24 protein-coding genes, 1 tRNA gene and 1 pseudogene are annotated in these 25273 nt (G+C 70.3%); 16 read left to right on the forward strand and 10 right to left on the reverse strand.

Annotated elements, in window-relative coordinates; translation table 11 throughout:
• The first annotated feature begins 57 nt into the window (after positions 1-57).
• On the forward strand, positions 58-1395 hold the full coding sequence (mshA, locus tag ACWDEX_RS13135) for a D-inositol-3-phosphate glycosyltransferase (protein WP_450463357.1): 1338 nt from the start codon (positions 58-60) through the stop codon (positions 1393-1395).
• Positions 1396-1417: 22 nt separating this feature from the next.
• Positions 1418-1918: a YbjN domain-containing protein gene (locus ACWDEX_RS13140; RefSeq protein WP_450463358.1), complete on the forward strand. Its 501-nt coding sequence runs from the start codon at positions 1418-1420 to the stop codon at positions 1916-1918.
• A 124-nt stretch (positions 1919-2042) separates the two neighbouring features.
• On the opposite strand, the gene ACWDEX_RS13145 is transcribed toward ACWDEX_RS13140, so the two are convergent.
• Positions 2043-3296 (reverse strand): MDR family MFS transporter, encoded by a 1254-nt coding sequence (locus ACWDEX_RS13145; protein WP_450463359.1) that lies wholly within the window; start codon positions 3294-3296, stop codon positions 2043-2045.
• A gap of 188 nt (positions 3297-3484) precedes the next feature.
• Here ACWDEX_RS13145 and ACWDEX_RS13150 point away from each other — a divergent pair, with 188 nt between their 5' ends.
• Complete coding sequence (locus ACWDEX_RS13150) at positions 3485-4246, forward strand: phosphoglyceromutase (protein ID WP_450463360.1); 762 nt, start codon at positions 3485-3487, stop codon at positions 4244-4246.
• A gap of 203 nt (positions 4247-4449) precedes the next feature.
• On the opposite strand, the gene ACWDEX_RS13155 is transcribed toward ACWDEX_RS13150, so the two are convergent.
• From ACWDEX_RS13155 to phoU, 4 genes are all read right to left on the reverse strand, one after another.
• On the reverse strand, positions 4450-4665 hold the full coding sequence (locus ACWDEX_RS13155; RefSeq protein ID WP_450463361.1) for a hypothetical protein: 216 nt from the start codon (positions 4663-4665) through the stop codon (positions 4450-4452).
• A gap of 620 nt (positions 4666-5285) precedes the next feature.
• Positions 5286-6371 (reverse strand): glycosyltransferase family 2 protein, encoded by a 1086-nt coding sequence (locus tag ACWDEX_RS13160; protein ID WP_450463362.1) that lies wholly within the window; start codon positions 6369-6371, stop codon positions 5286-5288.
• A gap of 508 nt (positions 6372-6879) precedes the next feature.
• Positions 6880-7032 (reverse strand): hypothetical protein, encoded by a 153-nt coding sequence (locus ACWDEX_RS13165; protein ID WP_450463363.1) that lies wholly within the window; start codon positions 7030-7032, stop codon positions 6880-6882.
• Between the two features lie 118 nt (positions 7033-7150).
• On the reverse strand, positions 7151-7840 hold the full coding sequence (gene phoU / locus ACWDEX_RS13170) for a phosphate signaling complex protein PhoU (protein ID WP_450463364.1): 690 nt from the start codon (positions 7838-7840) through the stop codon (positions 7151-7153).
• A 242-nt stretch (positions 7841-8082) separates the two neighbouring features.
• Here phoU and ACWDEX_RS13175 point away from each other — a divergent pair, with 242 nt between their 5' ends.
• Complete coding sequence (locus tag ACWDEX_RS13175; RefSeq protein WP_450463365.1) at positions 8083-9429, forward strand: sensor histidine kinase; 1347 nt, start codon at positions 8083-8085, stop codon at positions 9427-9429.
• Entirely contained in the window at positions 9426-10106 is a 681-nt protein-coding gene (locus ACWDEX_RS13180) for a response regulator transcription factor (protein WP_190113216.1), read from the forward strand. Before ACWDEX_RS13175 ends, ACWDEX_RS13180 begins: the two co-directional genes overlap by 4 nt.
• 138 nt (positions 10107-10244) lie before the next feature.
• Here the strand turns inward: ACWDEX_RS13180 and ACWDEX_RS13185 are convergent, their stop codons facing one another.
• Complete coding sequence (locus tag ACWDEX_RS13185; protein ID WP_450463366.1) at positions 10245-10838, reverse strand: DUF461 domain-containing protein; 594 nt, start codon at positions 10836-10838, stop codon at positions 10245-10247.
• Between the two features lie 691 nt (positions 10839-11529).
• On the opposite strand from ACWDEX_RS13185, the gene ACWDEX_RS13190 reads away from it, so the two are divergent.
• The 7 genes from ACWDEX_RS13190 (at position 11530) to ACWDEX_RS13220 (ending at position 18540) form a co-directional block, all read left to right on the forward strand.
• Positions 11530-12012, forward strand: a complete 483-nt coding sequence (locus tag ACWDEX_RS13190; protein WP_003953493.1) for a CarD family transcriptional regulator — start codon at positions 11530-11532, stop codon at positions 12010-12012.
• 336 nt (positions 12013-12348) lie between these two features.
• A complete protein-coding gene (gene ispD / locus ACWDEX_RS13195; RefSeq protein ID WP_450463367.1) occupies positions 12349-13137 on the forward strand; it encodes a 2-C-methyl-D-erythritol 4-phosphate cytidylyltransferase in 789 nt (262 codons plus the stop codon).
• Positions 13127-13648, forward strand: a complete 522-nt coding sequence (gene ispF / locus ACWDEX_RS13200; protein ID WP_450463368.1) for a 2-C-methyl-D-erythritol 2,4-cyclodiphosphate synthase — start codon at positions 13127-13129, stop codon at positions 13646-13648. The genes ispD and ispF overlap by 11 nt, the downstream gene beginning before the upstream one ends.
• 53 nt (positions 13649-13701) lie before the next feature.
• Entirely contained in the window at positions 13702-14109 is a 408-nt protein-coding gene (locus ACWDEX_RS13205; RefSeq protein ID WP_450463471.1) for a PPOX class F420-dependent oxidoreductase, read from the forward strand.
• Positions 14110-14219: 110 nt separating this feature from the next.
• The gene (gene cysS / locus ACWDEX_RS13210) at positions 14220-15620 is read left to right on the forward strand and encodes a cysteine--tRNA ligase (RefSeq protein WP_450463369.1); all 1401 of its coding nucleotides are present in this window, start codon (positions 14220-14222) and stop codon (positions 15618-15620) included.
• A 98-nt stretch (positions 15621-15718) separates the two neighbouring features.
• Positions 15719-16657, forward strand: a complete 939-nt coding sequence (rlmB, locus tag ACWDEX_RS13215) for a 23S rRNA (guanosine(2251)-2'-O)-methyltransferase RlmB (protein WP_450463370.1) — start codon at positions 15719-15721, stop codon at positions 16655-16657.
• Between the two features lie 140 nt (positions 16658-16797).
• Positions 16798-18540: a DoxX family protein gene (locus tag ACWDEX_RS13220; RefSeq protein WP_450463371.1), complete on the forward strand. Its 1743-nt coding sequence runs from the start codon at positions 16798-16800 to the stop codon at positions 18538-18540.
• Positions 18541-18588: 48 nt separating this feature from the next.
• On the opposite strand, the gene ACWDEX_RS13225 is transcribed toward ACWDEX_RS13220, so the two are convergent.
• From ACWDEX_RS13225 to ACWDEX_RS13240, 4 genes are all read right to left on the reverse strand, one after another.
• Positions 18589-19059: a recombinase family protein gene (locus tag ACWDEX_RS13225; RefSeq protein WP_450463372.1), complete on the reverse strand. Its 471-nt coding sequence runs from the start codon at positions 19057-19059 to the stop codon at positions 18589-18591.
• Between the two features lie 146 nt (positions 19060-19205).
• Positions 19206-19937 carry a nucleotidyltransferase family protein gene (locus ACWDEX_RS13230; protein WP_450463373.1) on the reverse strand — a complete coding sequence of 244 codons (732 nt, stop codon included), beginning with the start codon at positions 19935-19937 and terminating at the stop codon, positions 19206-19208.
• A 122-nt stretch (positions 19938-20059) separates the two neighbouring features.
• A complete protein-coding gene (locus ACWDEX_RS13235; protein WP_450463374.1) occupies positions 20060-20515 on the reverse strand; it encodes a hypothetical protein in 456 nt (151 codons plus the stop codon).
• A 214-nt stretch (positions 20516-20729) separates the two neighbouring features.
• A complete protein-coding gene (locus tag ACWDEX_RS13240) occupies positions 20730-21866 on the reverse strand; it encodes an ABC transporter ATP-binding protein (protein ID WP_450463375.1) in 1137 nt (378 codons plus the stop codon).
• 226 nt (positions 21867-22092) lie between these two features.
• On the opposite strand from ACWDEX_RS13240, the gene ACWDEX_RS13245 reads away from it, so the two are divergent.
• The 4 genes and pseudogenes from ACWDEX_RS13245 (at position 22093) to ACWDEX_RS13260 (ending at position 25033) form a co-directional block, all read left to right on the forward strand.
• Positions 22093-22169 (forward strand) — tRNA-Thr (locus ACWDEX_RS13245).
• Between the two features lie 124 nt (positions 22170-22293).
• Positions 22294-22895: pseudogene (locus ACWDEX_RS13250) on the forward strand (TetR/AcrR family transcriptional regulator).
• Between the two features lie 117 nt (positions 22896-23012).
• Positions 23013-23744: a YqjF family protein gene (locus ACWDEX_RS13255; RefSeq protein ID WP_450463376.1), complete on the forward strand. Its 732-nt coding sequence runs from the start codon at positions 23013-23015 to the stop codon at positions 23742-23744.
• Positions 23745-24481: 737 nt separating this feature from the next.
• Positions 24482-25033, forward strand: coding sequence for a hypothetical protein (locus tag ACWDEX_RS13260; RefSeq protein ID WP_450463472.1), 552 nt, complete (start codon positions 24482-24484; stop codon positions 25031-25033).
• Positions 25034-25273 lie beyond the last annotated feature (240 nt).

Genomic DNA, 25273 nt, shown 5'->3' on the forward strand with positions numbered 1-25273 from the left:
AGTGTCCGAGTGTCCCACCGTCCCGACAGGCATGCCCGCATCAAGGAGGAACGCCACGTGAGCCAGTACGTGAGCAGACTCGGGCGTCGCTCCCCTGCGGCCCCTCCTCGTCTGAGGCTGCACCGCCGCCCCCGTCGCGTCGCCATGCTCTCGGTGCACACCTCACCGCTCCACCAGCCCGGCACGGGCGACGCCGGTGGCATGAACGTCTACATCGTGGAACTCGCCCAGCGTCTCGCCGCCATCAACATCGAGGTCGAGATCTTCACGCGGGCGACCACGGCCGCGCTCCCGCCGAGCGTCGAACTCGCCCCCGGGGTCCTCGTGCGGCACGTCGACGCCGGTCCGTACGAAGGCCTCGCCAAGGAAGACCTGCCCGCCCAGCTCTGCGCCTTCACACACGGTGTGATGCAGGCCTGGGCCGGCCACCGGCCCGGCTACTACGACCTGGTGCACTCCCACTACTGGCTCTCCGGCCACGTCGGCTGGCTCGCCGCCCAGCGCTGGGGCGCCCCCCTGGTGCACGCCATGCACACCATGGCCAAGGTCAAGAACTCCTCCCTCGCCGAGGGTGACACCCCCGAGCCCGCGGCCCGCGTCATCGGTGAGACCCAGATCGTGTCCGCCGCCGACCGACTCATCGCCAACACCGCCGAAGAATCCGAAGAGTTGGTACGCCACTACGCGGCCGACCCGGGCAAGGTCGCCGTCGTCCATCCGGGCGTCAATCTGGAGCGCTTCCGGCCGGCCGACGGCCGTGCCGCCGCCCGCGCCCGGCTCGGGCTTCCGCAGGACGCGTTCGTCCCCCTCTTCGCCGGGCGGATACAGCCCCTCAAGGCGCCCGACGTGCTGCTGCGCGCCGTCGCCGTGCTCCTCGACGAGTGCCCCGAGCTGCGCTCCCGCATCGTGGTGCCCGTTGTGGGCGGCCTCAGCGGTCGCGGTCTGGCCAAGCCGGAGGGCCTGCAGAAGCTCGCCGCCCAGCTCGGCCTGTCCGACGTCGTGCGCTTCCAGCCGCCCGTCGGGCAGGACCAGCTCGCGGACTGGTTCCGCGCCGCGTCGGTGCTCGTGATGCCGTCGTACAACGAGTCCTTCGGGCTGGTCGCCATCGAGGCGCAGGCGGCCGGTACACCGGTCCTGGCCGCCGAGGTCGGCGGACTGCCCGTCGCCGTCCAGGACGGACGGACCGGATTCCTCGTCCAGGGGCATGATCCGGCCGCCTACGCGCGCGTACTGCGCGATTTCGCCGAGGACCCGGGGCTGTCCATCCGGCTGGGCGAGGCCGCGGCCCGGCACGCCCGGTCGTTCGGCTGGGACACGGCGGCCCGTGCGACGGCCGAGGTGTACACGGCCGCCATGCAGGCCCATCGGCGCCCGGTGCGCGCGTACCACGCCTGACAGGGTCGCGTACGCTCCCAGCATGGCTGAGGAACAGCGGGCGGCGCAGGTCATCGAAGAGGTACTCAAGGACGCCGAACTGGAGTGGGAGAGCCCGCGTGCGGGCACTTACGTCGTGAAGCTCCCGGGGACGCGCAAGCTGTCCACGACCGTCTCGCTGATGGTCGGCAGGCACTCCCTCTCCGTCAACGCCTTCGTGATCCGGCACCCCGACGAGAACGAGGCCGGAGTGCACCGCTGGCTGCTGGAGCGCAACCTCAAGCTGTACGGGGTGAGTTACGCAGTCGACCCGCTCGGCGACATCTACCTGACCGGCAGGCTGCCGCTGGCCGCGGTCACCGCGGAAGAGGTCGACCGGTTGCTCGGCTCGGTCCTGGAGGCGGCGGACGGAAGTTTCAACACCCTTCTGGAGCTGGGCTTCACATCCGCGATCCGCAAGGAGTACGCCTGGCGGGTGTCGCGCGGCGAGCCGACCCGCAACCTGGAGGCGTTCAGCCATCTGACCAGGCGTCTGGAGGACTGACTCGCCGGACCCTGTCGGTCAGTCCCCGCGCGCTCCGCCATCCTGCCCGGCCGACCGGCGGCAAGGCCCGCACCCTGGGCCGAGAGCGCATCGCGCGCCCCGCACCCCGGCTGCGGCGTATTCCTCAGGCCGCGCCGACCTCCGCCTCGGCCTCCTTCACCCGCGCCCCCGCCGTCGGCTGCTCCGCCGGAAGGCGACGCATCAGGGCGCCGTATCCGGCTGCCGCGCCCGTACCGACCACCGCGCACAACCCCCACAGCCACTCCGCGCCGAACCGGTCGATGACGAAACCGGCCATCAGCGGTGCGACCAGGGCCGCCACCGACCAGGACATGGTGTACATGCCCTGGTAGCGGCCGCGTCCGTGCACCGGGGAGAGGCGGACGACGAGGCCCGTCTGGGTGGGCGCGTTGACGATCTCCGCCAGCGTCCACACGCACACCGTGAGCACGAAGACACCGACCGAGCCCGCGAACGCGGTGAGCCCGAATCCGTATCCCGCGAGCAGGGACGAGACGACGAGGAGCCGGCGCGGGTCGCGGTGCTCGATGAGGCGGGTGACCGGGATCTGCAGCGCGACGATCAGGACGCCGTTGACGGCGATCGCCATGCCGTAGTCCGCGGGTGTGAAGCCGGCCTTGCCCATCGCCACCGGCAGGCCCACGGACCCCTGCTGGAAGATGAGCGCGATCAGGAAGGACAGCCCGACCATGCTCATGAAGCGGCCGTCGCGCAGGACGGCTCCCATGCCCACGTCCTCGGCGGCGTCCCTGGCGGTCGGCACCGGGCGCGACTCGGGCAGCTTCGCGAAGACGACGATCGCGCAGATCATCGTCATTCCCGCCTCGATCAGGAACCCGGCGAGATAGCTGTACTCGGCGATGAAGCCCGCCGCCATCGAGGAGATGGCGAAGCCCAGGTTGATCGCCCAGTAGTTGAGGGAGAAGGCGCGGACCCGGTCCTCGGGCCGGACGATGTCCGCCATCATCGCCTGCACGGCGGGGCGGGAGGCGTTGCTCGCCATGCCCACCAGGAAGGCGACCGCCGCGATCGCGACCGGGTCGTGCATGAAGCCGAGCAGGGCGACGGAGACGGCGGTGGACGACTGGGCGACAAGGAGGGTCGGCCGCCGTCCGAGCCGGTCGGTCATCACACCCGCGCCGAGGGAGGAGACGACCCCGCCGAGGCCGTGCAGCGCGGCGACGAGACCGGCGTACGAGGCGGAGTACCCGCGTTCCAGGGTCAGATACAGCGCCATGAAGGTGGCGACGAAGGCACCCAGCCGGTTGACGAGCGTGCTGGTCCACAGCCACCAGAACTCACGGGGAAGCCCGGAGACGGCCTCCTTGGCGGCGCGTCTTAGGGTGGCGAGTGGCATGAGGAGTCCCCCGTGGATGTAAGCGGCTCTGGTAGGTAGCACACATTACGAATGCGGGGCCCGGTGTGGCTACTGGATTAACAGAAGCCGTCAACTGTCCTGCGGCCGACGAGCAGGCGGTTCGCGTGCCGTTCCGCCTGCCGGAGCTGCCGCGCGAGTGATCGGACGGTTCGATTACGCTCGGGGTCATGGCCGACGCACCGTACAAGCTGATCCTCCTCCGCCACGGCGAGAGCGAGTGGAACGCGAAGAACCTGTTCACCGGCTGGGTGGATGTCAATCTGACCGAGAAGGGCGAGAAGGAGGCGGCCCGCGGCGGTGAGCTGCTGAAGGACGCCGGCCTGCTGCCCGACGTGGTCCACACCTCCCTCCAGAAGCGCGCGATCCGCACGGCGCAGCTCGCGCTGGAGGCGTGCGACCGCCACTGGATCCCGGTCCACCGCTCCTGGCGCCTGAACGAGCGCCACTACGGCGCCCTCCAGGGCAAGGACAAGGCGCAGACGCTCGCCGAGTTCGGCGAGGAGCAGTTCATGCTGTGGCGTCGGTCCTACGACACCCCGCCGCCGCCGCTGGCCCGCGACGACGCGTACTCCCAGTTCACCGACGCGCGCTACGCGGCCCTCCCGCCGGAGGAGCGCCCGCAGACGGAGTGCCTGAAGGATGTCGTCGGCCGGATGCTCCCGTACTGGTTCGACGCGATCGTCCCCGACCTCCTGACCGGCCGCACGGTCCTGGTCGCCGCCCACGGGAACAGCCTGCGCGCTCTGGTCAAGCACCTCGATGGGATCTCGGACGCCGACATCGCCGGTCTGAACATCCCCACCGGCATCCCGCTGTCCTACGAACTCGACGCCGACTTCCGCCCGGTCACCCCCGGCGGCACGTACCTCGACCCGGAGGCGGCGGCAGCCGCGATCGAGGCCGTGAAGAACCAGGGCAAGAAGAAGTAAGCGCCCCCGAATAAGCCCCCTACCTGCGGTTTCTCCGCTTGTAGGGGGCTTTTCCGTGCATGAGGTGCGCGTAGACCATCAAGCCGAGCGACGTGCCCGGATGAAGATCGTGCCCGACGGGTCGGCACAGTCTCTGCGGCTCTCCCGGCTACGCTCGCACGGGAGCGCCCCGCGGCGCGTGGCTGCGGGGCGCCTTGTGGGGTTCAGTCGACCGACTCCCCGTCGTACGTACCGCCCTTGCATGGGTTGCCCGGCAAGTCGATCCGGGGCGTTCCGCCGCCCTCCTCGCACTTAGAAGGGCTGACGGAGGATCGGGCACCCTGTGCGGTGGCGGCGGTGGCGGTGGCGGCGCCTGTGAGGCCGAGTCCGGCGAGGGCTGCCGTGGCGATGACGGCGGCGAGGATTCGTCGAATGCACATTCGGTTCCCCTTTCACGGATTGCCTAGATTGGGGCACTAGTCAGCTTGACTTTCACCCATGTGGGCAGCACGTGATGTTGCGCCATTCGGGTGACAGCGCTGGTGGGTGCGGGGTCGGGGACGCGACCCGTCGGACAGGCCCTGGAACAGGCCCCAGGCGGCACGCGGTAAGACTTTCTCTACTTCATCAGTTCGCTTCGCTCGCCGTCGCTCCCGGCCTCCTGAACTGTGATCCACCCGCCAGTGCACAGGCCGCCGTAGCCAGAAGCAAGCCCGAACGACCAAGCCCCCAGCCCGCGGGTTCCGTGGGCAGGGGGCTTCGTCGTTCGAGTCCGGCGCGTGCTCGGCGCCGGGGCCGGCGGCCAGGGTGGACACTCCCAGGAACAGGGGGCCACCACGGTCGTCCTGCGGATCACGATCAGGCGCGGCTCCGACCCCGGGGCACGATCCGCATCGCAGCGGTTCCCAGGGCCACCAGGGCGAAGGCCGTCAGGCCCAGCCACACGCTGGTCATCATTCCGATACCGGTAGAGGCCAACGCCCCACCGCCCACAGTCGATGCAGGGTTGTTGTACATGGGTCCCTCCCACATGATCTCTGACAGTTTCTGGAGCGACCTGCTACCAGGCGCGCTCACGGCGGAACGCGGAGTCCAGGTACGCCTTGGCGTGGCAGGCCTGGAGCAGGAAGTCGAAGAGCAACTCGTACATGGACGCGGCGAGCAGCATCCGCTTCCAGCCGCGTTCCCGTACGGTCACGACCCGCTCGATCACGAAGACGAGCGAGGCCCAGAGCCAGAACCCGTGCACGCGGAACGAGTTCGAGGCCAGGGCGTAGGCGATGGTCGACAGGTACACGGCGGTCACGAGGACGCCGGCCATGCTCAGGAGTTGACGGCCCCAGTAGCGCCACGTGACGTGCGTCAGGCCGTACTGGACGCAGTTCTCCACCGCTCCCCGCTTCCAGCGCAGTCGCTGGTCCCACAGGGCCTTCCAGGTGAGCATGACCTCGGTGGTGAGCGTGCAACCCTCCGGCGAGAGCACTTGATGGCCCAGGTGCAGCACGGCGAAGGTCAGCTCGTTGTCCTCGGTGAGCACCGAGGTGTCGTAGACGCCCCCGAGCCCGTCCCCTGCCGGGAGACGGCCCGCCAGGCGGGCCTGGGAGATCTGCCGGAGCACCTGCACCCGGAACATGGCCGCCGTGCCGGTGAGCACCAGGCACTTGCCGCCCAGGCGCTTCACGTCCCGCGAGTAGCGGGCGTACTCGTTGCGCTGGAGGTGGCCCACGAAGCCCCCGCCGGGTCCTCCCCGGAAGGTGCCGCCCACTCCTCCGTAGCCCTTCGCGAGGTGCTCCACCCCACAGGCCACGAAGCCGGGGTCCAGGGCGCTGTCCGCGTCCGTCACGAGGACCACGTCGTCGTCGTGCAGCTCGGGCAGCAGGCGGGCCAGGGCCTGGTTCAGCCCTCCGGCCTTCTTGTGCCGGTTGCCCTGGGTCTCGAAGACCTCGGCCCCCAGGGAGTCCGCGATGGCCACGGTGGCGTCGGTGCAGTTGTCCGCGACCACGACGACCCGCCGCGGGGGCGCGGTCTGCCCGTACAGCCCCTTGATGGAGTCCGCGATGGTGTCGGCCTCGTTGTGGGCCGGGATCAGGGCGATCACGTCGCGGATCCCGGCCGGTTTCAGGCCGGATCTTCGATGCTTTCCCATGGGTGCAGCGCGTCAGAGAGTCGTAGAGGGTACGCCGTACACAACGGTGGACGGACCGGTGGCCGCGAGTCCGAACATGGTGTCCCCCTTACTCCCCAGCGAGCGGCGAAAATCACGCCCGTATCGGCGGTCGACCAGCTCGCCCCGCCTGAATGCCCCACGAAAGCTTCACATGCTCTACATATGACGCCCGACGAATCGTACTGTCATGGGAGTTTCCATGAGGGGGTGGCCTTGTGGCTCAGGCCGGGGGGCGGGTCGAGCCGCCATCGCAAAGCGGGGTATATCTGTGCAGTTGCCCGACTTCGGCCAATTATTAAGTGACAGAGATCACACCGGGTGGTCGCGGCGGCATGCCGAAACGTCAACTGTGCTGTCGATACGGAAAGTTGACGGGTGAGTGGGTCAGGCCTTCGTCACGCCGGACAGCGGAACACGGCTCAGGGCCCCGGTCGCTCCGAGGCCCTGAGGCGATGTACGCCTGCCTACGGCGTGGCGGTCCCGCCCGTCAGCCGCACTGGCACGGTGCGCCGGACTGGCAGCCGCAGCCGCAGCCGGAGCCGCAGCCGCATGCGCCGACCAGCGGGAGGCTCCTGATCTCGACGGGCTGCGGGGTGTCGCGCTCCTGCGTGGGGTCGGGCGTGCTGGGGGTCTCGGCCATGGTGGCCCTCCTCGAGCTTTCGAGACTGGTGCCTGTACCCATTGCACGCCCGTCGCGACCGGCGCATCAACGGCGCACGGGTGCTTGAGCCCGCCCGTAGAGGGCCCTCCCGGCCGCGTCAGGCGCCCTCGACGCCCGTCACCGACTGGCTCTCCGGCTGGAGTTCGTCCGCGTGCTCGCCCGTCACCAGGTAGACCACACGCTTGGCCACCGCCACCGCGTGGTCCGCGTAGCGCTCGTAGTAGCGGCCCAGCAGGGTGACGTCCACGGCCGTCTCGATGCCGTGCTTCCAGCGGTCGTCCATCAGGTGCTGGAAGAGCGTGCGGTGGAGCAGGTCCATCTCGTCGTCGTCGTGCTCCAGTTGCAGCGCCAGGTCGACGTCCTTCGTGATGATGACCTCGGCGGCCTTGGCCATCAGGCGCTGGGCGAGCTGGCCCATCTCCAGGATGGTCGCGTGCAGGTCGTGCGGGACGGCGCGATCGGGGAAGCGCAGCCGGGAGAGCTTCGCGACGTGCTGGGCCAGGTCGCCCGAGCGCTCCAGGTCGGCGCTCATCCGCAGTGACGTGACGACGATGCGCAGGTCCGTCGCCACCGGCTGCTGGCGGGCGAGGAGCGCAATGGCCCGGGCCTCCAGCTCGTGCTGGAGGTCGTCGACCTTCTTGTCGGCCTCGATCACGGCCTCGGCCAGCTTCAGGTCGGCGTCGAGGATGGCCGTCGTGGCGCGCCCGATCGCCGACCCGACGAGCCGGGCCATGTCGACCAGGCCCTCGCTGATCGAGTCAAGTTCCTCGTGGTACGCGTCCCGCATCAGGGTGTCCCTCTCTCACGACTGCATCGGGGGCCGGGGGCCGGGGCCCGTCGTCCCCGTGACGAACACGGCGGACACGGTGCCCCACGTACCCCACGCTCCCACCTTCCGACGGGTACGCGACTGTTTCCGGCATCCCAGATGAATCGATACTTGCTCCAAGGTGAACTCTGGGCGACGAGTGTCCGAGGTCGCACCCCGGAGGCTGTGGGCAGCGGACAGGGCGTGCCTAACCTGGATGCATGGACGTGAACGCGGCGGTCGCCGCAGCGGCAGCGATCGCCGGAGCACTCACCGGTGTCATCGCCATGCTGGCGTTCCGCTGGAGTGAGCGCGACCAGAAACGCTCCACCCGCACCTCCCCGCAGACCGACGCCGTACTTCCGCCCGGCGTGGACACGGTGCTGTCCGTGCTGGGGTCCTCGGCCGTCGTCCTGGACGAGGCCGACACCGTGGTCAAGGCCAGCTCCGCCGCGTACGCGCTCGGAGTCGTGCGCGGCGGAATGATCGCCGTCGAGCCGATGCTCCAGCTGGCGCGCGACACCCGGCGCGACGGCGAGATACGCCAGGTCGAGCTGGACCTGCCGCGCCGGGGCACCGGGCGTGGCGAAGCCCTCGCCGTCTCCGCGCGCGTGGCGCCCCTCGGCTCCCGGCTCGTGCTGCTCCTTGTCGAGGACCTCACCGAAGCCCGACGGATCGAGGCGGTGCGCCGCGACTTCGTGGCCAACGTCAGCCATGAGCTGAAGACACCGGTGGGGGCCCTCTCGCTGCTCTCCGAGGCCGTGATGGACGCCTCCGACGACCCCGAGGCCGTGGAGCGGTTCGCGGGGCGCATGCAGATCGAGGCGACCCGGCTGACGAACCTGGTGCAGGAGCTCATCGACCTGTCGCGAGTGCAGAACGACGACCCCCTCGAGGACGCGGAGCCCGTACGCGTCGACGAACTGGTCGCCGAGGCCGTCGACCGCTGCCGTCACCAGGCCGGCGCCAAGCAGATCACCATGGCCGCGAACGTATGGGCGCCCGACGGGCTGGACCAGGGCGGCGGGCGACGGGCGGGCGGCAGTGTCGACCTGCACGTGTGGGGCAACCGCGGCCAGCTCGCCGCCGCCCTCGGCAACCTCGTCGAGAACGCCGTCAACTACTCACCCGCCCGCACCCGCGTCGGCATAGCCGCGCGCCGGGTGTCCGCGCCCGGCGGTGGGGGCACCTCCCTGGCTTTCGGCACTGGGGGACTGATCGAGATCGCCGTGACCGACCAGGGCATCGGTATCTCCGACAAGGACAAGGAGCGCATCTTCGAGCGCTTCTACCGCGTCGACCCGGCCCGCTCCCGTGCCACGGGCGGTACCGGCCTGGGTCTCGCGATCGTCAAGCATGTGGCCGCCTCGCACGGCGGGGAGGTCACGGTGTGGAGTTCCGAGGGTCAGGGCTCCACTTTCACCCTGCGGCTGCCGGAGGCGGGTGCGGCCCGCGACCGCGCGACCGACCATCCGTCCGACCTCGATGACGAGGACGGCCGACCCGACGGGACGACCACCGTCTCTTCCCCGTTCGAACCGCTTCCCGCCCCGGAGGTCCTTCAGTGACCCGAGTGCTCGTCGTCGAGGACGAGGAGTCCTTCTCCGACGCCCTGTCCTACATGCTCCGGAAGGAGGGCTTCGAGGTCGCCATCGCGACCACCGGGCCCGACGGCCTCGACGAGTTCGAGCGCAACGGCGCCGATCTCGTCCTTCTCGACCTGATGCTGCCCGGCCTGCCGGGTACGGAGGTCTGCCGCCAGTTGCGCGGCCGTTCCAATGTCCCGGTGATCATGGTGACCGCCAAGGACAGCGAGATCGACAAGGTGGTCGGGCTGGAGATAGGGGCCGACGACTACGTCACCAAGCCGTTCTCCTCCCGTGAGCTGGTCGCCCGTATACGGGCCGTCCTGCGCCGCCGCGGCGAGCCGGAGGAGGTGGCCCCCGCCGCGCTGGAGGCCGGCCCGGTCCGCATGGACGTCGACCGCCATGTGGTCACGGTGTCCGGCGCGAAGGTCGACCTGCCGCTGAAGGAGTTCGACCTGCTGGAGATGCTGCTGCGCAACGCGGGTCGTGTCCTGACCCGTATGCAGCTCATCGACCGGGTGTGGGGTGCCGACTACGTGGGCGACACCAAGACCCTCGACGTCCACGTCAAGCGTCTGCGCGCGAAGATCGAGCCGGATCCGGGCGCCCCGCGCTACCTCGTGACGGTCCGTGGTCTCGGCTACAAGTTCGAGCCGTAGGCCGAAGCCGGTCCGGTCGCGCGCAGGGCCCGACGGCCCCTGCGCGCGCGTACGGCGGGCACGACCACAGGGCGGCACCCCTCCGAGGGGTGCCGCCCTGCGCGCGTATGTGAGGGGCCCGTGTCGCGGCCCCCGGCGTCAGTGCCCGGCGGTGGCCGTCGGCGACGCCTTGCTTCCGGTCGCCGTCGCCGTCGGCGACGCGGGGACGGTCGGCGACGGGACGTTGGCCGGCCCCCACTCGGCGAAGTAGCTCTCGGCCGGGACGACGAACGCCCGCAGGCTGACGTCACCGGTGTTGCTGAAGGAGAAGGCCACCTTCTGGGCGTTGCCGTCCTTGAGAGCCGCGCCCGGGTTGCTCAGCACGGCGGAGGCGTTGCCCTTGCCGCCGATGATCACGGAGCCTTCGGCCGGGACGGTCACCTTGCCCGTGCCCGTGGCGGGCTTGAGGTCGGCGGTGCCGACGCCCTCGACGTTGATCGAGTCCAGGGTCTGGGCGGTGCGCCCGCTGTTGAAGACGGTCGCCGCGATCGCGGCCGGGCCGCTGGACTTCTGGTCGGGCTGGGTGACGACGACCGCGTTCTGGATCTTGATGTCGCCGACGGCGGTCGCCGCGTGGTCCGGCTTGACTCCCAGCGTCTGCGCGTCGTTGCCGGCACCACATGCGGCGAGCGAGGCGATCGAGAACGCGATGGCGGCGGCGGCGAGGGCGCCGCGTCGAAGGCTGCTGCTCACGGCGGCGGCAACTCCTTGAACGTGGGCGGAGCAGGACGACTCCCTGATAAAGCCGCCCTAAGTGTCTGTCAGCGGCCATAGGTTACCGAGCCGTCTGCGGGCCGCCGCACCCGACCCTCCCCCAAGCTCGCGACTTCGCTCGCGCAGGGGGGCACCTCCGCCTGAGTGCCCGTGCCCGTCCGGGGCGCTCCAGGTCCCGCCGTCGTGCGCGTTCGCGCCTCGGGTTCACAGTTCCCCCGCGTCTCATCAGCCTCATTGACCTTGATGCAGTTCCCGCATTCACATAAGTGTCCTGAGTAGTCTCGGCGGGGGATTTCGGTAAGGAATACGAGGCGTTGCGGAAATCGATCAACGACGTAACAACGGCGGATCACCGTACGTCTTGATCAATTCCGGATTCCTGCCGTGCTCGGCTCCGGACACCGAACGGAGTAGTGGAAGACGAGCGGCCGCAGCCGGACAAATCTGGACGTTCAGGCCCTCGCCAAGTGTCTGCGATGTGTGTAACGTACGCGTTTCACTTCGCCCGCAGAGCGGCTCCGACCTGCGAATACCGCCTTCCGTTCACCCCTCGAAGCACGCCCGTGTTGCGGTTGTCAAGCCCCGAGATATGCCCTGACCTGCGAAAACGCCATTCATGAGACGCGGTTTCCGTGTTACCCTGGATAGCCACGGAAGGGGTACCTGTCACATGACGTTCAAGGTTGGCGACACCGTGGTCTATCCCCATCACGGGGCCGCGCTGATCGAAGCCATCGAAACTCGTCAGATCAAAGGCGTGGACAAGACCTACTTGGTGCTGAAGGTCGCCCAGGGCGACCTGACAGTGCGTGTGCCAGCGGACAATGCGGAGTTCGTCGGCGTGCGTGATGTGGTCGGTCAGGACGGGCTGGACCGGGTCTTCGAGGTGCTGCGTGCGCCGTACGCCGAGGAGCCCACGAACTGGTCGCGTCGTTACAAGGCAAACCTGGAGAAGCTCGCCTCCGGCGACGTCATCAAGGTGGCGGAAGTCGTGCGCGACCTGTGGCGTCGTGAGCGCGAGCGCGGACTGTCCGCGGGTGAGAAGCGGATGCTCGCCAAGGCGCGGCAGATCCTGGTGAGCGAGCTCGCCCTCGCGGAGAACACGAACGAGGACAAGGCCGAGGCTCTGCTCGACGAGGTTCTCGCGTCCTGACGCCCATACCGCTCCGCTCGCTTTCCAACCTGGAGCGCGGTGGACGGGACCGGTGCACGCTGCACCTGTGTACATGCCGTGGTGCCCGATGACGAAACAGTTGTCGCCGGGCGCTGCGGCATGTTCGTACCCGCGCGCCACGCACGACGTGAGGTCCCCGAGGAGCGAAGGCCTGCCCGAGCGCCGTATGCCGGCGATCACCCCCATGCTCGGCGTGCCGGGCCAGGGCGGCTGCCTCGGCCAGAAGTCACGGAAGGGTCTCCGAACAAGGCGTCGCGCCCGGCACCCTGTGTGCCATACCCATCCCTGCCGAGCACACAAACCTGACAGGAACCGATGTCTGACGATTCACGTCCGTCGCCCAGCGGCGCTCCCCCTCAAGCTCTCGGCTCCGCTCGAGCAGGGGAGACCCCCGTCGCCGCCGTGATTCCGGCCGCCGGCCGAGGCGTACGCCTCGGTCCGGGCGCCCCCAAGGCGCTCCGCACGCTGAACGGCACCCCCATGCTCATCCACGCGGTGCGCGCCATGGCCGCATCCCGAGGTGTCTCCCTGGTGATCGTCGTCGCGCCGCCCGACGGGACCGCCGAGGTCAAGTCGCTGCTCGACACCCACGCACTGCCCGAGAGGACGGACTTCCTCGTCGTCCCCGGCGGACATACGCGCCAGGAGTCCGTGAAGCTCGGCCTCGACGCGCTACCGCCCGAGTACGGGACCGTCCTCGTCCACGACGCGGCCCGCCCGCTCGTTCCGGTGGACACGGTGGACGCGGTGATCGAGGCGGTACGGGAGGGGGCTTCGGCCGTCGTCCCGGCACTGCCGCTCGCGGACACGGTGAAGGAGGTCGGGCCGGCCGTGCCCGGCGAGCCGGAACCGGTGGTCGCGACGCCGGACCGCGCCAGGCTGCGCGCGGTGCAGACCCCGCAGGGCTTCGACCGTGCGACGCTGATCCGGGCCCACGAGACGGTGACGGACGACGTCACGGACGACGCGAGCATGGTGGAGCGGCTGGGGCTGCGGGTCGTGGTGGTACCGGGCCACGAGGAGGCCTTCAAGGTCACCCGGCCCCTGGATCTGGTCCTCGCGGAGGCGGTCCTGGCGCGCAGGAGGCTGAACGATGGCTTCTGACGCATCCGATTTCCGGCTGTCGCCGGGTGGCCCCCTGCTGCCCCAGGTGGGCATCGGCACCGACATCCACGCCTTCGAGGAGGGCCGGGAACTGTGGTGCGCCGGTCTGAAGTGGGAGGGCGAGGGGCCGGGTCTGGCGGGCCACTCGGACGCGGACGTGGTCGCACACGCCGCGTGCAACGCACTGTTCTCGGCGGCCGGCCTTGGCGACCTGGGACAGCACTTCGGCACGGGCCGGCCCGAGTGGTCGGGGGCGTCGGGCGTCACGCTCCTGACGGAGGCGGCGCGGATCGTGCAGGAGGCGGGCTTCCGGATCGGGAACATCGCCGTGCAGGTCGTCGGAGCCCGGCCCAAGATCGGCAAGCGCCGTGAGGAGGCGCAGAAGATCCTGTCCGAGGCCGCGGGGGCGCCGGTGTCCGTGTCCGGCGCGACGACGGACGGCCTCGGCTTCCCCGGACGTGACGAAGGACTGATGGCTATCGCCACGGCGCTCGTGGTGCGGGTGGGCTGAGAGCGTGCGAGGGTACCCGGGGAGTGACCAGTACCCAGGCCCCGGAGGTGCCCATGCCCGCCGCCGTACTGTCCGACCGGCTCAAGAACCTGCTCGACAGCCCCGTCTTCATCGTGGTCGGGACGATCCAGCCCGATGGCAGCCCTCAGCTCTCCCCGGTGTGGGTCAAGCGGGACGGTGACCAGATCGTCTTCTCCACCACCGCCGACCGGCGCAAGAAGCTGAACCTGGACCGCGACCCCCGGGTGAGCGTCGTGGTCCAGGACCCGCGGTCGCCGTACGAGTACGCGGAGATCCGGGGGAGGGCGGAACTGACGACGGAGGACGCCCGGGAACTCATCGACGAGCTGTCACTGAAGTACACCGGCAAGAAGTACGCCGAATTCAACCCGGAGTCGGTGCACGACGCGCAGCGGGTGGTGGTGAGGATCGTTCCCTGGAAGGTGACCGGCCGTCTCTGAGCGCCGCCGCCCTTCCTCCGGCGGAGTCGTCGTCCTGCCACGTCACGAATGCGCGACCCTGGGCCGGGAAGGGGCGCGAGGCACTCCCCGTGGCCCACTACCCTGGACACGTGACTATTCGCCTGTACGACACCAGCGCCCGGCAGATCCGCGACTTCACCCCGCTCAAGCCGGGTTGTGTCTCGATCTACCTGTGTGGTGCCACCGTGCAGGCCGCACCGCACATCGGGCACATCCGCTCGGGCCTCAACTTCGACATCATGCGCCGCTGGTTCGCCTACCGCGGCTATGACGTCACGTTCGTCCGGAACGTGACGGACATCGACGACAAGATCATCGCCAAGTCCGCCGACCAGGGCCGACCTTGGTGGGCGATCGGGTACGAGAACGAGCGCGCCTTCAACACGGGCTACGCGGTGCTCGGCTGCCTGCCGCCGACCTACGAGCCGCGGGCCACCGGGCACATCACCGAGATGGTCGAGATGATGCGCACGCTCATCGAGCGTGGGCACGCCTACGAGGCCGACGGGAACGTGTACTTCGACGTGCGCTCCTACCCCGGGTACCTCCAGCTTTCCAACCAGGAACTGGAGAACCTTCAGCAGCCCTCCGGCGCAGGGGAGACGGGCAAGCGGGACCCGCGCGACTTCGCGATGTGGAAGGCCGCCAAGCCCGGTGAGCCGACCTGGGAGACGCCGTGGGGGCGGGGGCGTCCGGGGTGGCACCTGGAGTGCTCCGCCATGGCGCACAAGTACCTGGGCTCCGCCTTCGACATCCATGGCGGCGGGCTCGACCTGGTCTTCCCGCACCACGAGAACGAGATCGCCCAGGCCAAGGCGTTCGGCGACGAGTTCGCCCGGTACTGGGTGCACAACGCCTGGGTCACCATGAGCGGCGAGAAGATGTCGAAGTCCCTCGGCAACTCGGTGCTCGTCTCCGAGATGGTCAAGCAGTGGCGGCCCATCGTGCTGCGCTACTACCTCGGCACCCCGCACTACCGCTCCATGATCGAGTACAGCGAGGAGGCGCTGCGCGAGGCCGAGTCCGCGTTCGATCGCATCGAGGGCTTCGTGCAGCGTGTCGTCGAGATGGCCGGCGGGGTCGTCGAGCCCGCCGACGAGGTGCCGCCCGCCTTCGCCGAGGCGATGGACGACGACCTGGGCGTGCCGCAGGCACTCGCCGTGGTGCACACCACCGTCCGGCAGGGCAACAGCGCGCTGGCCGCCGACGACAAGGAGGCCGCCGTGGCCCGGCTCGCCGAGGTGCGTGCCATGCTCGGTGTCCTCGGCCTCGACCCGCTCGACGCGCAGTGGGCCGACGGGAACGACCGAGGCGAGGAGCTGCACGCGGTCGTCGACACCCTCGTGGGCCTCGTGCTCGAGCAGCGCGAAGCCGCCCGTGCCCGCAAGGACTGGGCCACCGCGGACGCCATCCGCGACCAGCTCGGCCAGTCCGGGCTCGTCATCGAGGACAGCCCGCAGGGCCCTCGCTGGACGCTCGGCCCACGCTGAGCCGCTCGCCGATCCGGTGATCGATTGTGCCGCCCGGCCCTCCGGGCGGCACACTGCATAGACACGTACATACGAACGCTTCGACAGACAGGTAGGTCATGGCCGCGAACAACCGCCGCATGTCCGGCAAGAAGGGCGCGCAGGTCGGCAGCGGCGGCCAGCGGCGCCGGGGCCTTGAGGGCAAGGGGCCGACTCCGCCCGCCGAGATGCGCAAGGGGCACGCCAAGCAGCGCGCCGCCCAGGCGAAGGTGCGCCGCGCGCAGGGGCGCCCCCAGCGTCGTACGGGCGGAAAGGCGTCGTCCGAGCTGGTCGTCGGGCGCAACCCGGTCGTCGAGGCGCTTCGCGAGGGGGTGCCCGCCTCCACGCTCTACGTCCAGCAGTTCATCGACAACGACGAGCGGGTGCGCGAGGCGCTGCAGCTCGCCGCGGAGCGCGGCGGCATCAACCTCATGGAGGCCCCGCGCCCCGAGCTCGACCGCATGACGAACGGGCTGAACCACCAGGGTCTCGTCCTCCAGGTCCCGCCGTACGAGTACGCGCACCCGGAGGACCTCGCCTCGGCCGCCTACGACGAGGGTGAGGACCCGCTGATCGTCGCCCTCGACGGGGTGACCGACCCACGGAACCTGGGCGCCGTGGTCCGTTCCGTCTCCGCCTTCGGCGGGCACGGGGTCGTCGTCCCCGAGCGGCGCGCGGCCGGGATGACCGCCGGCGCGTGGAAGACGTCCGCCGGTACGGCCGCCCGTACGCCCGTCGCGCGCGCCACCAACCTCACGCGCGCCCTGGAGGCATACAAGAAGGCCGGGATCACGGTCGTCGGTCTGGCGGCCGACGGAGAGGCCGAACTCGGCGCGCTGGAGTCCCTGGGCGGCCCGGTCGTCATCGTCGTCGGCAGCGAGGGCAAGGGGCTGTCGCGGCTCGTCGGAGAGACGTGCGACGTCCGGGTCCGCATTCCGATGCCGGGTGGCGCGGAGTCGCTCAATGCCGGTGTGGCGGCGGGGATCGTGCTGTACGAGGCGGCTCGCAGGCGCGCGTGACATCGACCGTCGTGAGGGGCTGAACGCACGTTCAGCCCCTCACCCGTACGGAGTAATCCGGTCGTTCGGAACAGGTTTGACGGGGTCCGGACAGATCCACGCGGTCAAGGCAGTGTCCTAACCACACGTCACTCGGTTAGATGAGTGTGGAGACCAGAACACCCCGCACACCCACGGGGGACCGATCGTCGGGATTCGACGACACTCCCGTGCTGAGCATGGTGAAGGTGCCGAGCGATCCGGCGCAGGTCATCGTCAATCACGCCAGCTTTCGCGTGCAGTTGGGCGCGGCGGCGCGGCGCGCCCAGCCCCGGCGGGTCGTATGGCAGGCCACCGCCCCTCAGGCCGTCGCGCACATGCCCCACCCCGCCACGGCGGGCAGAGCCGACACGTCCGGTGGGGCTGGGCCTCGCCGTCGGCCGGTCGTCTGGAGCGGGAGGTCGGCGCCCGACGACCTCGGCGCCCACCGGCTGCTGCAGGCCGTGCGGAGCACGAGCGTGGGCCACGGCGAGGAACCGGCCGTCGGTGCGGGTGCGACCCGGGTCATCCCGCGCGTCGGCGGTCTGCCGAGGGCCGACGGCTACGACGACCTGACCGCACAGACCGTCCCGACGCCGACCGTCGGCGGCGGGCGCGGCCACGACTACGGCCAGACCCGGCTGCTGCCGCACGTGCGCGGCGCCGGCAGCACCTACGACGGGCCCGCTCACGACGGCACCTACGGCGAATCCGCCTACAAGGGTGGGGAGTTCACGCGCGAGGACAGGCCCGCGGGGCGACCCCCGACCAGGCGGCACGCCGGCGACCAGGTGCGGCATGCCTATTACCCCGGCCGCCGTATGAACCTCGGCGTGGTGCTGCTGCCCCTCCGCATCGTCCTCGGCTCCATCTCCGCCTACGCCGGTATGGGCAAGCTCTGCGACCCGGTCTACTTCGACGGCGGCAAACGGGGCTCCATGGTCAGGTGGCTCAACACGCTGCACCCCTGGGAAACCGCCGAGCCGCTGCGGCAGTTCGCGCTCCAGCACCCGGTCGGCACCGGGCTGGCCGTGGCCTTCCTCCAGGTGATCGTGGGCGTGCTCACGGTCCTCGGCCTGTGGCAGCGCGTCGCGGCCGTGACCGGGGCGGTGCTCTCGGCCGCGCTGCTCGTCACCGTGAGCTGGAAGACGGCTCCCACGTACGACGCGCCCGACATCATGTATCTCGCGGCCTGGTCGCCGCTGATCATCGCCGGGGCGCCGGTGTACTCCGTGGACGGACGCCTCGCGGGCGGCGCGTGGCGCCGGCTCGGGCCGCGGTCGGGTATCTGGGAGCTGCGGCAGTACGTGCTGCGCCGGGGCGCGCTGCTGACGGCTCTCGTGACCGGACTGACGCTGCTGGTCGGGTCGTTGCTCGGCGGGGCGGTGCGGGACGCGAACCGCGTGGTCGTACCCGGTCCCGGCGAGGCGCCGCGCAACGAACTCCCGGGTGTGCCGTTGCCCGAGACGCCGGGCGACCCGCAGGACAAGGCGCGCCCCTCGGCCTCACGGCCGCCCACGACACGGGGCACGACGTCGTCGCCGTCGGGCGCGGCCACGACACGAGGGACGACCGGTACGACCGGTGGGACGGGTGCCCCCGGCGCGACGGGTGCGACGGGTGCGACGGGCGCTGCCAGGGGCGGACGGCCGAGCCAGACCCAGGGCACGGTGGGCCAGGCCCCGCAGCGGCACTCGACGCCGGCGCAGCAGGCGCCGAGCACCAGCGCGGGCCCGTCGTCCTCCGGCGGTGGCGGCACGGCCGGCCCGACGGGCGGCTCGGGCGGCAGCAGCGGGGGCGGCGGGAGCAGCGGGGGCAACGGCTCCGGAGGCCCGGACCGTCTGGTGGGCGGGCTGCTGGGGTAGTCCGCGAGGGGCAATGAGCTGATCACGAGTCTCTGAAGCCGTCCGTGCTCACTCGGTGTCCTCGGCGAGGATGCGGTAGACGGTGGCGACAGAGGGCCGCTGGCCCTTGTTCTTGCCAGAGGTGATGATCAGCTTCTGGGCGATCTGCGGTACGGGCACGTCGTTGGCCCGCAGGCTGCGGGCGTAGTCGGCCATGTCGTCGTCGACGAACACCCCTTGGAGGGGGCCGGTGAGGAGTTCGAGCTGGATGTCGTGGTGGCGCAGGTCCTCGGCGATGGCCAGGAGCTCGGCGGCGCCACGTCCCAGACGCTTCATCTCGTGCACCGTGAAGATCACCCGCTGGCGCGGGACGGCCTTCTTGATGGTGCGCGCGAAGTCCATGGCTTTGACGAACTCCGGCCGCACCTTGACCCGAGTGCTGATCTTCTCGGAGAACGCCGGGTCGCACCCGGCCTCGGCGAGCGCGTTGAGCCGGCTCTGGAGCTCCTGCTGGGCGGTGCTGCACCTCGCGTAGCCCACACCCTGGTGGGTTTCGTCGCGGCTTCGGGTAGGGCGGCCTCGATGGCGGGGCCCATTGGCCCCGGTGGTGCAGGGTGACGGGCCGAGGTGCTCAGGGCTTCAAGATCAACTCATTGCCCCTTTGACCCGTATCTCGGCGATACCCGTCAACGCCCCAGCGCCGCCAGTTCCCTGGCCGCCTCCGTGAGATCCTTCGCGGTGTCGATGGCCCGCCAGTACGCCCCCTGGGGGATCGGGAAGCCGGCCAGACGGCGTTCCCGGGCCAGATGGGGGAACGTCGTGCGTTCGTGGTCGCCACGCTCGGGGAGCAGCTTGGCGAACTCGGCGGAGAACACGTAGACGCCCGCGTTGACCTCGTACGGCATCGGCGGGGCCTCGATGAAGTCGGTGACGTGGCCGAAGCCGTCCGTCCTGACGGCGCCCCACGGGATGCGCGGGCGCGCCAGCGCGAGCGTGGCGACCGCGTCGCGCTCGGTGTGGAAGTCGGCCAGGTCGCGCAGCGAGAACCGGGTCCAGATGTCGCCGTTCGTCGCGTACCAGGGCTTGTCCGGGTGGGGAAGGTGCTCGGCGGCGTACCGCAGGCCGCCGCCGCGGCCGAGCGGCTCCGCCTCGACGACCGTGGTGACACGGACGGGCAGGTCGGTCGAGTCCAGCCAGTTCTGCAGGACCTCGGCGAGATGGCCGCAGGAGACCACCACGTCCGTGACGCCCTCTTCGGCGAGCCAGGCGAGCTGGTGGCCGATGATCGGGGTCCCGGTGCCCGGGATCTCCACCATCGGCTTGGGCCGGTCGTCGGTGTACGGACGCAGCCGTGAGCCCTGGCCGCCGGCCAGGATGACGGCTTGGACGGGGCGCGAGGCGGCGTGCGGGTCGGTCATGACCCGAACTTTACGTCGCGCCTCATCCGCCGTTCCGGGCGGTGGGCCGTTCCCCGGGGCAGACCGACGTGCGCGGGGGACGCGACGCCGGCCGGCGCCGGGTTCTCGGGGTTGTGCGGGTCTCAGCCCTGCTGCGCCGCCACACCCGAGGCGAAGGACGTGTCGCAGGCCGGGCGGGCGTAGGACTGGGCGCGCGTGGAACCGTAGACACGGACCGCGGCCCGGCCCAGGGTGCGGGCGATGGACGCGCAGTGCCTGGCCAGCGATGGCCGGCCGTTGACCGCCTGCTGGAGATGGGTGAGTGCGACGCCCGGGTTCTGCTCCTGGAGTTCCAGCAGGAGCCTGTCGCGCAGCACGTCCTGCGGGGTGCGGGAGGAGGCGTGCGTGGCGACATCCGCCGAGGAAGCTTCCGAGGCGGCGAGCACCGAATTCGAGGGGCTCCCCGACCAGTTGACGCGGGTGACCGCCAGGGTTCCGGACAGCACCAGGACGACGGGGAGAACAAGGGCGAGGGTGCGGCCGACCCGGTGGGCGGGGCCGCGGCCGCGCCGTGCCGGGGGAGTAGTGGAGTGCTTCACGCGAGTGAGAGTAGCGCCACGTAGTGATTTGGCGACATTTAGTCACCGGTTCGAGGGAAGGGAAAGCCGTGATTTCGGGGTAGTGGGTTGACGTACGCCATCGAAATGCCCTTGTTCGCCGGGATGTTCGTCGGCTGTCGACAGCGAAGAGGGTCCCGTGGCAGGCCACGGGACCCTCTTCGTCCAATCTCGGTGGGATGCCGGTGGACCGGCCTCAGTCGGAGAGGCGCTCGCCCGTCGACGACGAGAAGACGTGGGTCTCGCCGGGCTGCGGTACGACGTGCACGGTGGAGCCCTTCTCCGGGACCGCGCGGCTGCTGACGCGGACGACGAGGTCCCTGGGCTCCCCGCCGACCTCGGCGGTGCCGTAGATGTACCCGTCGGCACCCGTCTCCTCGACGACGTTCACGGAGACGGCCAGACCGGCCGGGGCGTCGGCGCTGTCCTTGGACAGGGAGGCGGCGGCGCCGCCGTTGTGCTCCACCACGGTGAAGTGCTCGGGCCGGACGCCGACCGTGACGGTCCGGTCGCCCTTGTCGGAGGCGGCCTTCAGGGCCTCGCGGCTGACCGGCACCACGCTGTTGCCGAACTTCACACCGCCGTCGGTGATCGGGACGTCGACGAGGTTCATGGCCGGGGAGCCGATGAACCCGGCGACGAACAGGTTGGCGGGCTTGTCGTACATGTTCCGCGGGGTGTCGATCTGCTGGAGCAGACCGTCCTTGAGCACGGCCACCCGGTCGCCCATCGTCATGGCCTCGACCTGGTCGTGGGTGACGTAGACGGTGGTGATGCCGAGGCGGCGCTGCAGGGAGGCGATCTGCGTGCGCGTGGAGACGCGGAGCTTGGCGTCGAGGTTGGACAGCGGCTCGTCCATGAGGAACACCTGCGGCTCACGCACGATGGCGCGGCCCATGGCGACACGCTGGCGTTGACCGCCGGAGAGCGCCTTCGGCTTGCGGTCCAGGTACTCGGTGAGGTCGAGGATCTTCGCGGCCTCCTCGACCTTCTTGCGGATCTCCGCCTTCGGTACGCCGGCGATCTTGAGCGCGAAGCCCATGTTGTCGGCGACCGTCATGTGCGGGTAGAGCGCGTAGTTCTGGAACACCATGGCGATGTCCCGGTCCTTGGGCGGCAGGTGCGTGACGTCGCGGTCGCCGATGCGGATGGCGCCGCCGTTCACGTCCTCCAGCCCCGCCAGCATGCGGAGCGAGGTGGACTTGCCGCAGCCGGACGGGCCGACCAGGACGAGGAACTCCCCGTCCTCGATCTCGATGTCGAGCGCGTCGACGGCGGGCTTCTCGGAACCCGGGTAGATCCGGGTCGCCTTGTCGAACGAGACAGTGGCCATGGTGAATGGGCCCCCTTCACCGGCAGGAACGTGCCGGACGATCCGTTGTAAAGGTGGTGTGCCACTACGGGGTTCCGTTGTGGTGTAGTCCACACGAGTGAACTGGTTCAGGACGGTACCTGGCGTCACCTGCGCTGTCAGTAGCGGGGGGACTGTGAACTTCGCGGAAAATTCTCGACGGAGCAGGGCGGAGACCTGGGTACACTGCACGAGCACACAGGGACACGCCTCCTTAGCTCAGCTGGTCAGAGCGCCGCTCTTGTAAAGCGAAGGTCGTCGGTTCGAATCCGACAGGGGGCTCCATTGCTGAACAGCACGAACGCCCCGGCCGAAGATCGGTCCGGGGCGTTCGACATCCACGGGTGACATCGACCCGTGCGGTCACTCACGATCGAGGCGGCGCCCGAGTGGGCGGTCCACGTGGCTGATGACCACGACGAGGCGCGGCAGGCCGCGGAGTTTCGACCGCGAGGCGGCGCTTGTGCGGGCCACGCTCCTGTTCTGGCAGCACGGCTACGAGGGGACGTCCATCTCCGACCTGACCGCCGCCATGGGGATCTCGCCACCGAGCCTGTACGCGGCCTTCGGGGACAAGCGCACCCTGTTCACCGAGGTCGTCCACCGCTACGGCAGTACCTTCGGCACGTTCATGGAGAACGCGCTCGCCCAGGAGAGCGATCCTCGCGCGGGTTTCGCCAGGATGCTGGACGAGGCGGCGGTGTCCTACACCGATCCCGGACACCCGGCAGGCTGCCTGGTGGTCACCGCGGTGACCAACTACTCCCCGCAGACGGCCGACATCGAGCAGGACCTGCGCGCGCAGGATGGCGAACGTACGGTCCTTCGAGGCGAGGCTGAAGGAGGCCAAGGCCCGGGGATCGCTCCCTGAGGGGACGGATGTCCAGGCCTTGGCCGTCTACTTCGCCGCGGTCATTCAGGGCATGTCACAGCAGGCACGGGGCGACCACGGCGGAACTACGGCGGGTGGCCGAGTACGCCATGGCGGTCTGGCCCGAACCGTCCGCCTGAGGCGCCGGCGGACTTGCCGCCTGCCCGGCCGCCGCGAGCCGCGCGAAGGGCGGTGCCGCCGAGCGGCGGTTGCTTCCCGCCTGGTTTCGGCGCCTCGTTACGGGGGAATCGGTGCCCATGGTGTCGTACGGACCCCAGCAGCGGGTGCTCTTTCCGGCGCTGTGTGCAAGCTGGCTGATCCAGACGTTCGTGCACTGGGCTTACCCTCCGCGCCAGGTTCAGCGCCTGCTGCCGGAGGGGCTCGCGGTGGACACCTGCGACGGCCGGGCGTGGGTGAGTCTCACGCCCTTTGTGATGGCCGCTGTGCGTCCACCGGGCTCCCCTGCCGCCCTGCCCAGTTTCGCGGAGACCAATCTGCGCACGTATGTGCGCAGGCGGGACGGCCGGGACGGGCTGTGGTTCCTGTCCATCGAGGTGGCATGCCCGGTGATGCTGGCCGCCCGCGCGATCGGCGCGCCGTACCACCTCGGGCGCCTCGAGTTGTCACGCGACGGTGATGTCGTCACCTACGCCGGTGTCCGGGGGCGTGGCGGGCCGTCGTACCGCGTGTCCGTCCGTCCGGGCGAGCCGCTCCGGCCGGCACCGCGTGATGTGTGGCTGACCTCGCGGTGGCGGGCCTTCACGCGCAGCTGTGGCCTGCTCTGGGAGACGCCTGTCGAGCACGAGCCCTGGGTGCTGAGCACGGCGCACATCGAGGATCTCGACGAGACCCTCACCCGTGCGACCGGGCTGCCGCCGCCGGCCGAGGAGCCACTGGTGCACTTCTCCGACGGGGTGCACAAGGTGCGCCTCGCGGTTTCGCGGCCGGTGCGCCCGCAGGAAACGAGACAGACGCCATGGCGCCGGTGAGGTCGGCTCGGGCGCGGCTCGGGCGCGGGCGGATGATGCGAACCCCCGGCGGAGGCGTGCTGACGCGCCGAGCCGTGCGGCCGGTCCGGGCGCGCTTCGACGGCTGGATCGCCGGTATCGGGACGGCATCCGGAACCCGGCTGGTGCTCGGCCACTGGCATCGCTCGCCGTTCGGGCCGTTCAGCGATGTGATGCTCGAACGGCGCGACGGCCACCGTCTGCTGCTGGCCCCCACGCGGCGGACAGCGGAATTCATCGCCGACACGTACGCCTTCGACGAGGTACGGATCGCACCCGTACGGGTCCGCGTCACCGGCGACTGCTGGACGGTCACCGCGGGCCCGCTGCTCCACCTGCGGTTCACCGTCGGTCGACGCGGCCCCGCGGCGCTGCTGCTGCGGGTGGTACCCGGGGTGCTGGCCGCCAGTGCCTGCTGGACGGTGGTGACGGACCCGCCGGCCCGCCTGCTGCTGGGCGTGCGCACCCGGGGGACGGCCGGTAGCGGACGCCACGAGTGGTACGGCGCACGCGATCTGCGTCGGATCACCGCGGCGACCGCCGTCCTGGAAGGGCGGAATCTCGGCTCCCTCACCGCTGTGCATCCGCCGGTCCGGTTCGGCTTCGGTTCCACGCCCCGCAGGCCCAGCCTCGTACGGGTCACGACGACGGTGAGCGCACCTCGCACGCCCGGCCCTCGACTCCACGGAATCCCGCACACACATGAAGGAGGCTTCGCGATGAACACCTCACCACGCGCGGGCACGTCGTCTCCACGCCGCCCGTCCGCCCGCGGCGCCGAACAGAAGCTGCTCGGTATCTATCTCAACGACCACCTGGCAGGGGCCACCGCGGGTACCCAGCGAGCCGCCCACCTGGCGCGTACCGCCCGCGGCTCCGCCCTCGGCCGGGCCATCGCTCCTGTCGCTGCCGAGATCGCGCAGGACCGGTCCGAGCTGCTGGGCATCATGCGCGACCTGGACGTACCCGTACGTCGCCACAAGGTGTGCGTGGGCTGGGTGGGCGAGAGGCTGGCACGGCTGAAGGGCAACGGCCGCCTCGTACGGCGTTCCCCGCTCAGCACCGTGCTGGAGTTGGAGGCGCTGCGGCTGGGGATCGAGGGCAAGGCGGCCGGATGGCAGACCCTGCGCCGGATCAGTGCCACGGACGAGCGTCTGGACCCGGCGCCGCTCGACAGGCTGCTGGAGCGGGCCCGGCGACAGCAGGACACGGTGGAGGAGTGGCGCACCCGCGAGGCCGAGACGGCACTGCACGCGCCGGAAGTGCCGTAGGGCGTGTTCGCCGAACAGAACGCACGCCCCGGTCGAAGGTCGGTCCGGGGCGTTCGACATCCACGGGTGGCATGAGTTCGACATCCACAAGTGACACCGACTCGCGCGGTCACTCGCGAACGAGGTGGTCGCGCACCTTGCGAGCAATCAGCAGGTTGCCGTGAGAGGAGAGATACGTCATGGCCGGGGCGGCCCGCGACTGTGCCGTGTCGAGAGCGCTCCTACGGCCTCGGACGCGCC

It is taken from the genome of Streptomyces sp. NPDC001020 (genome assembly GCF_053599115.1).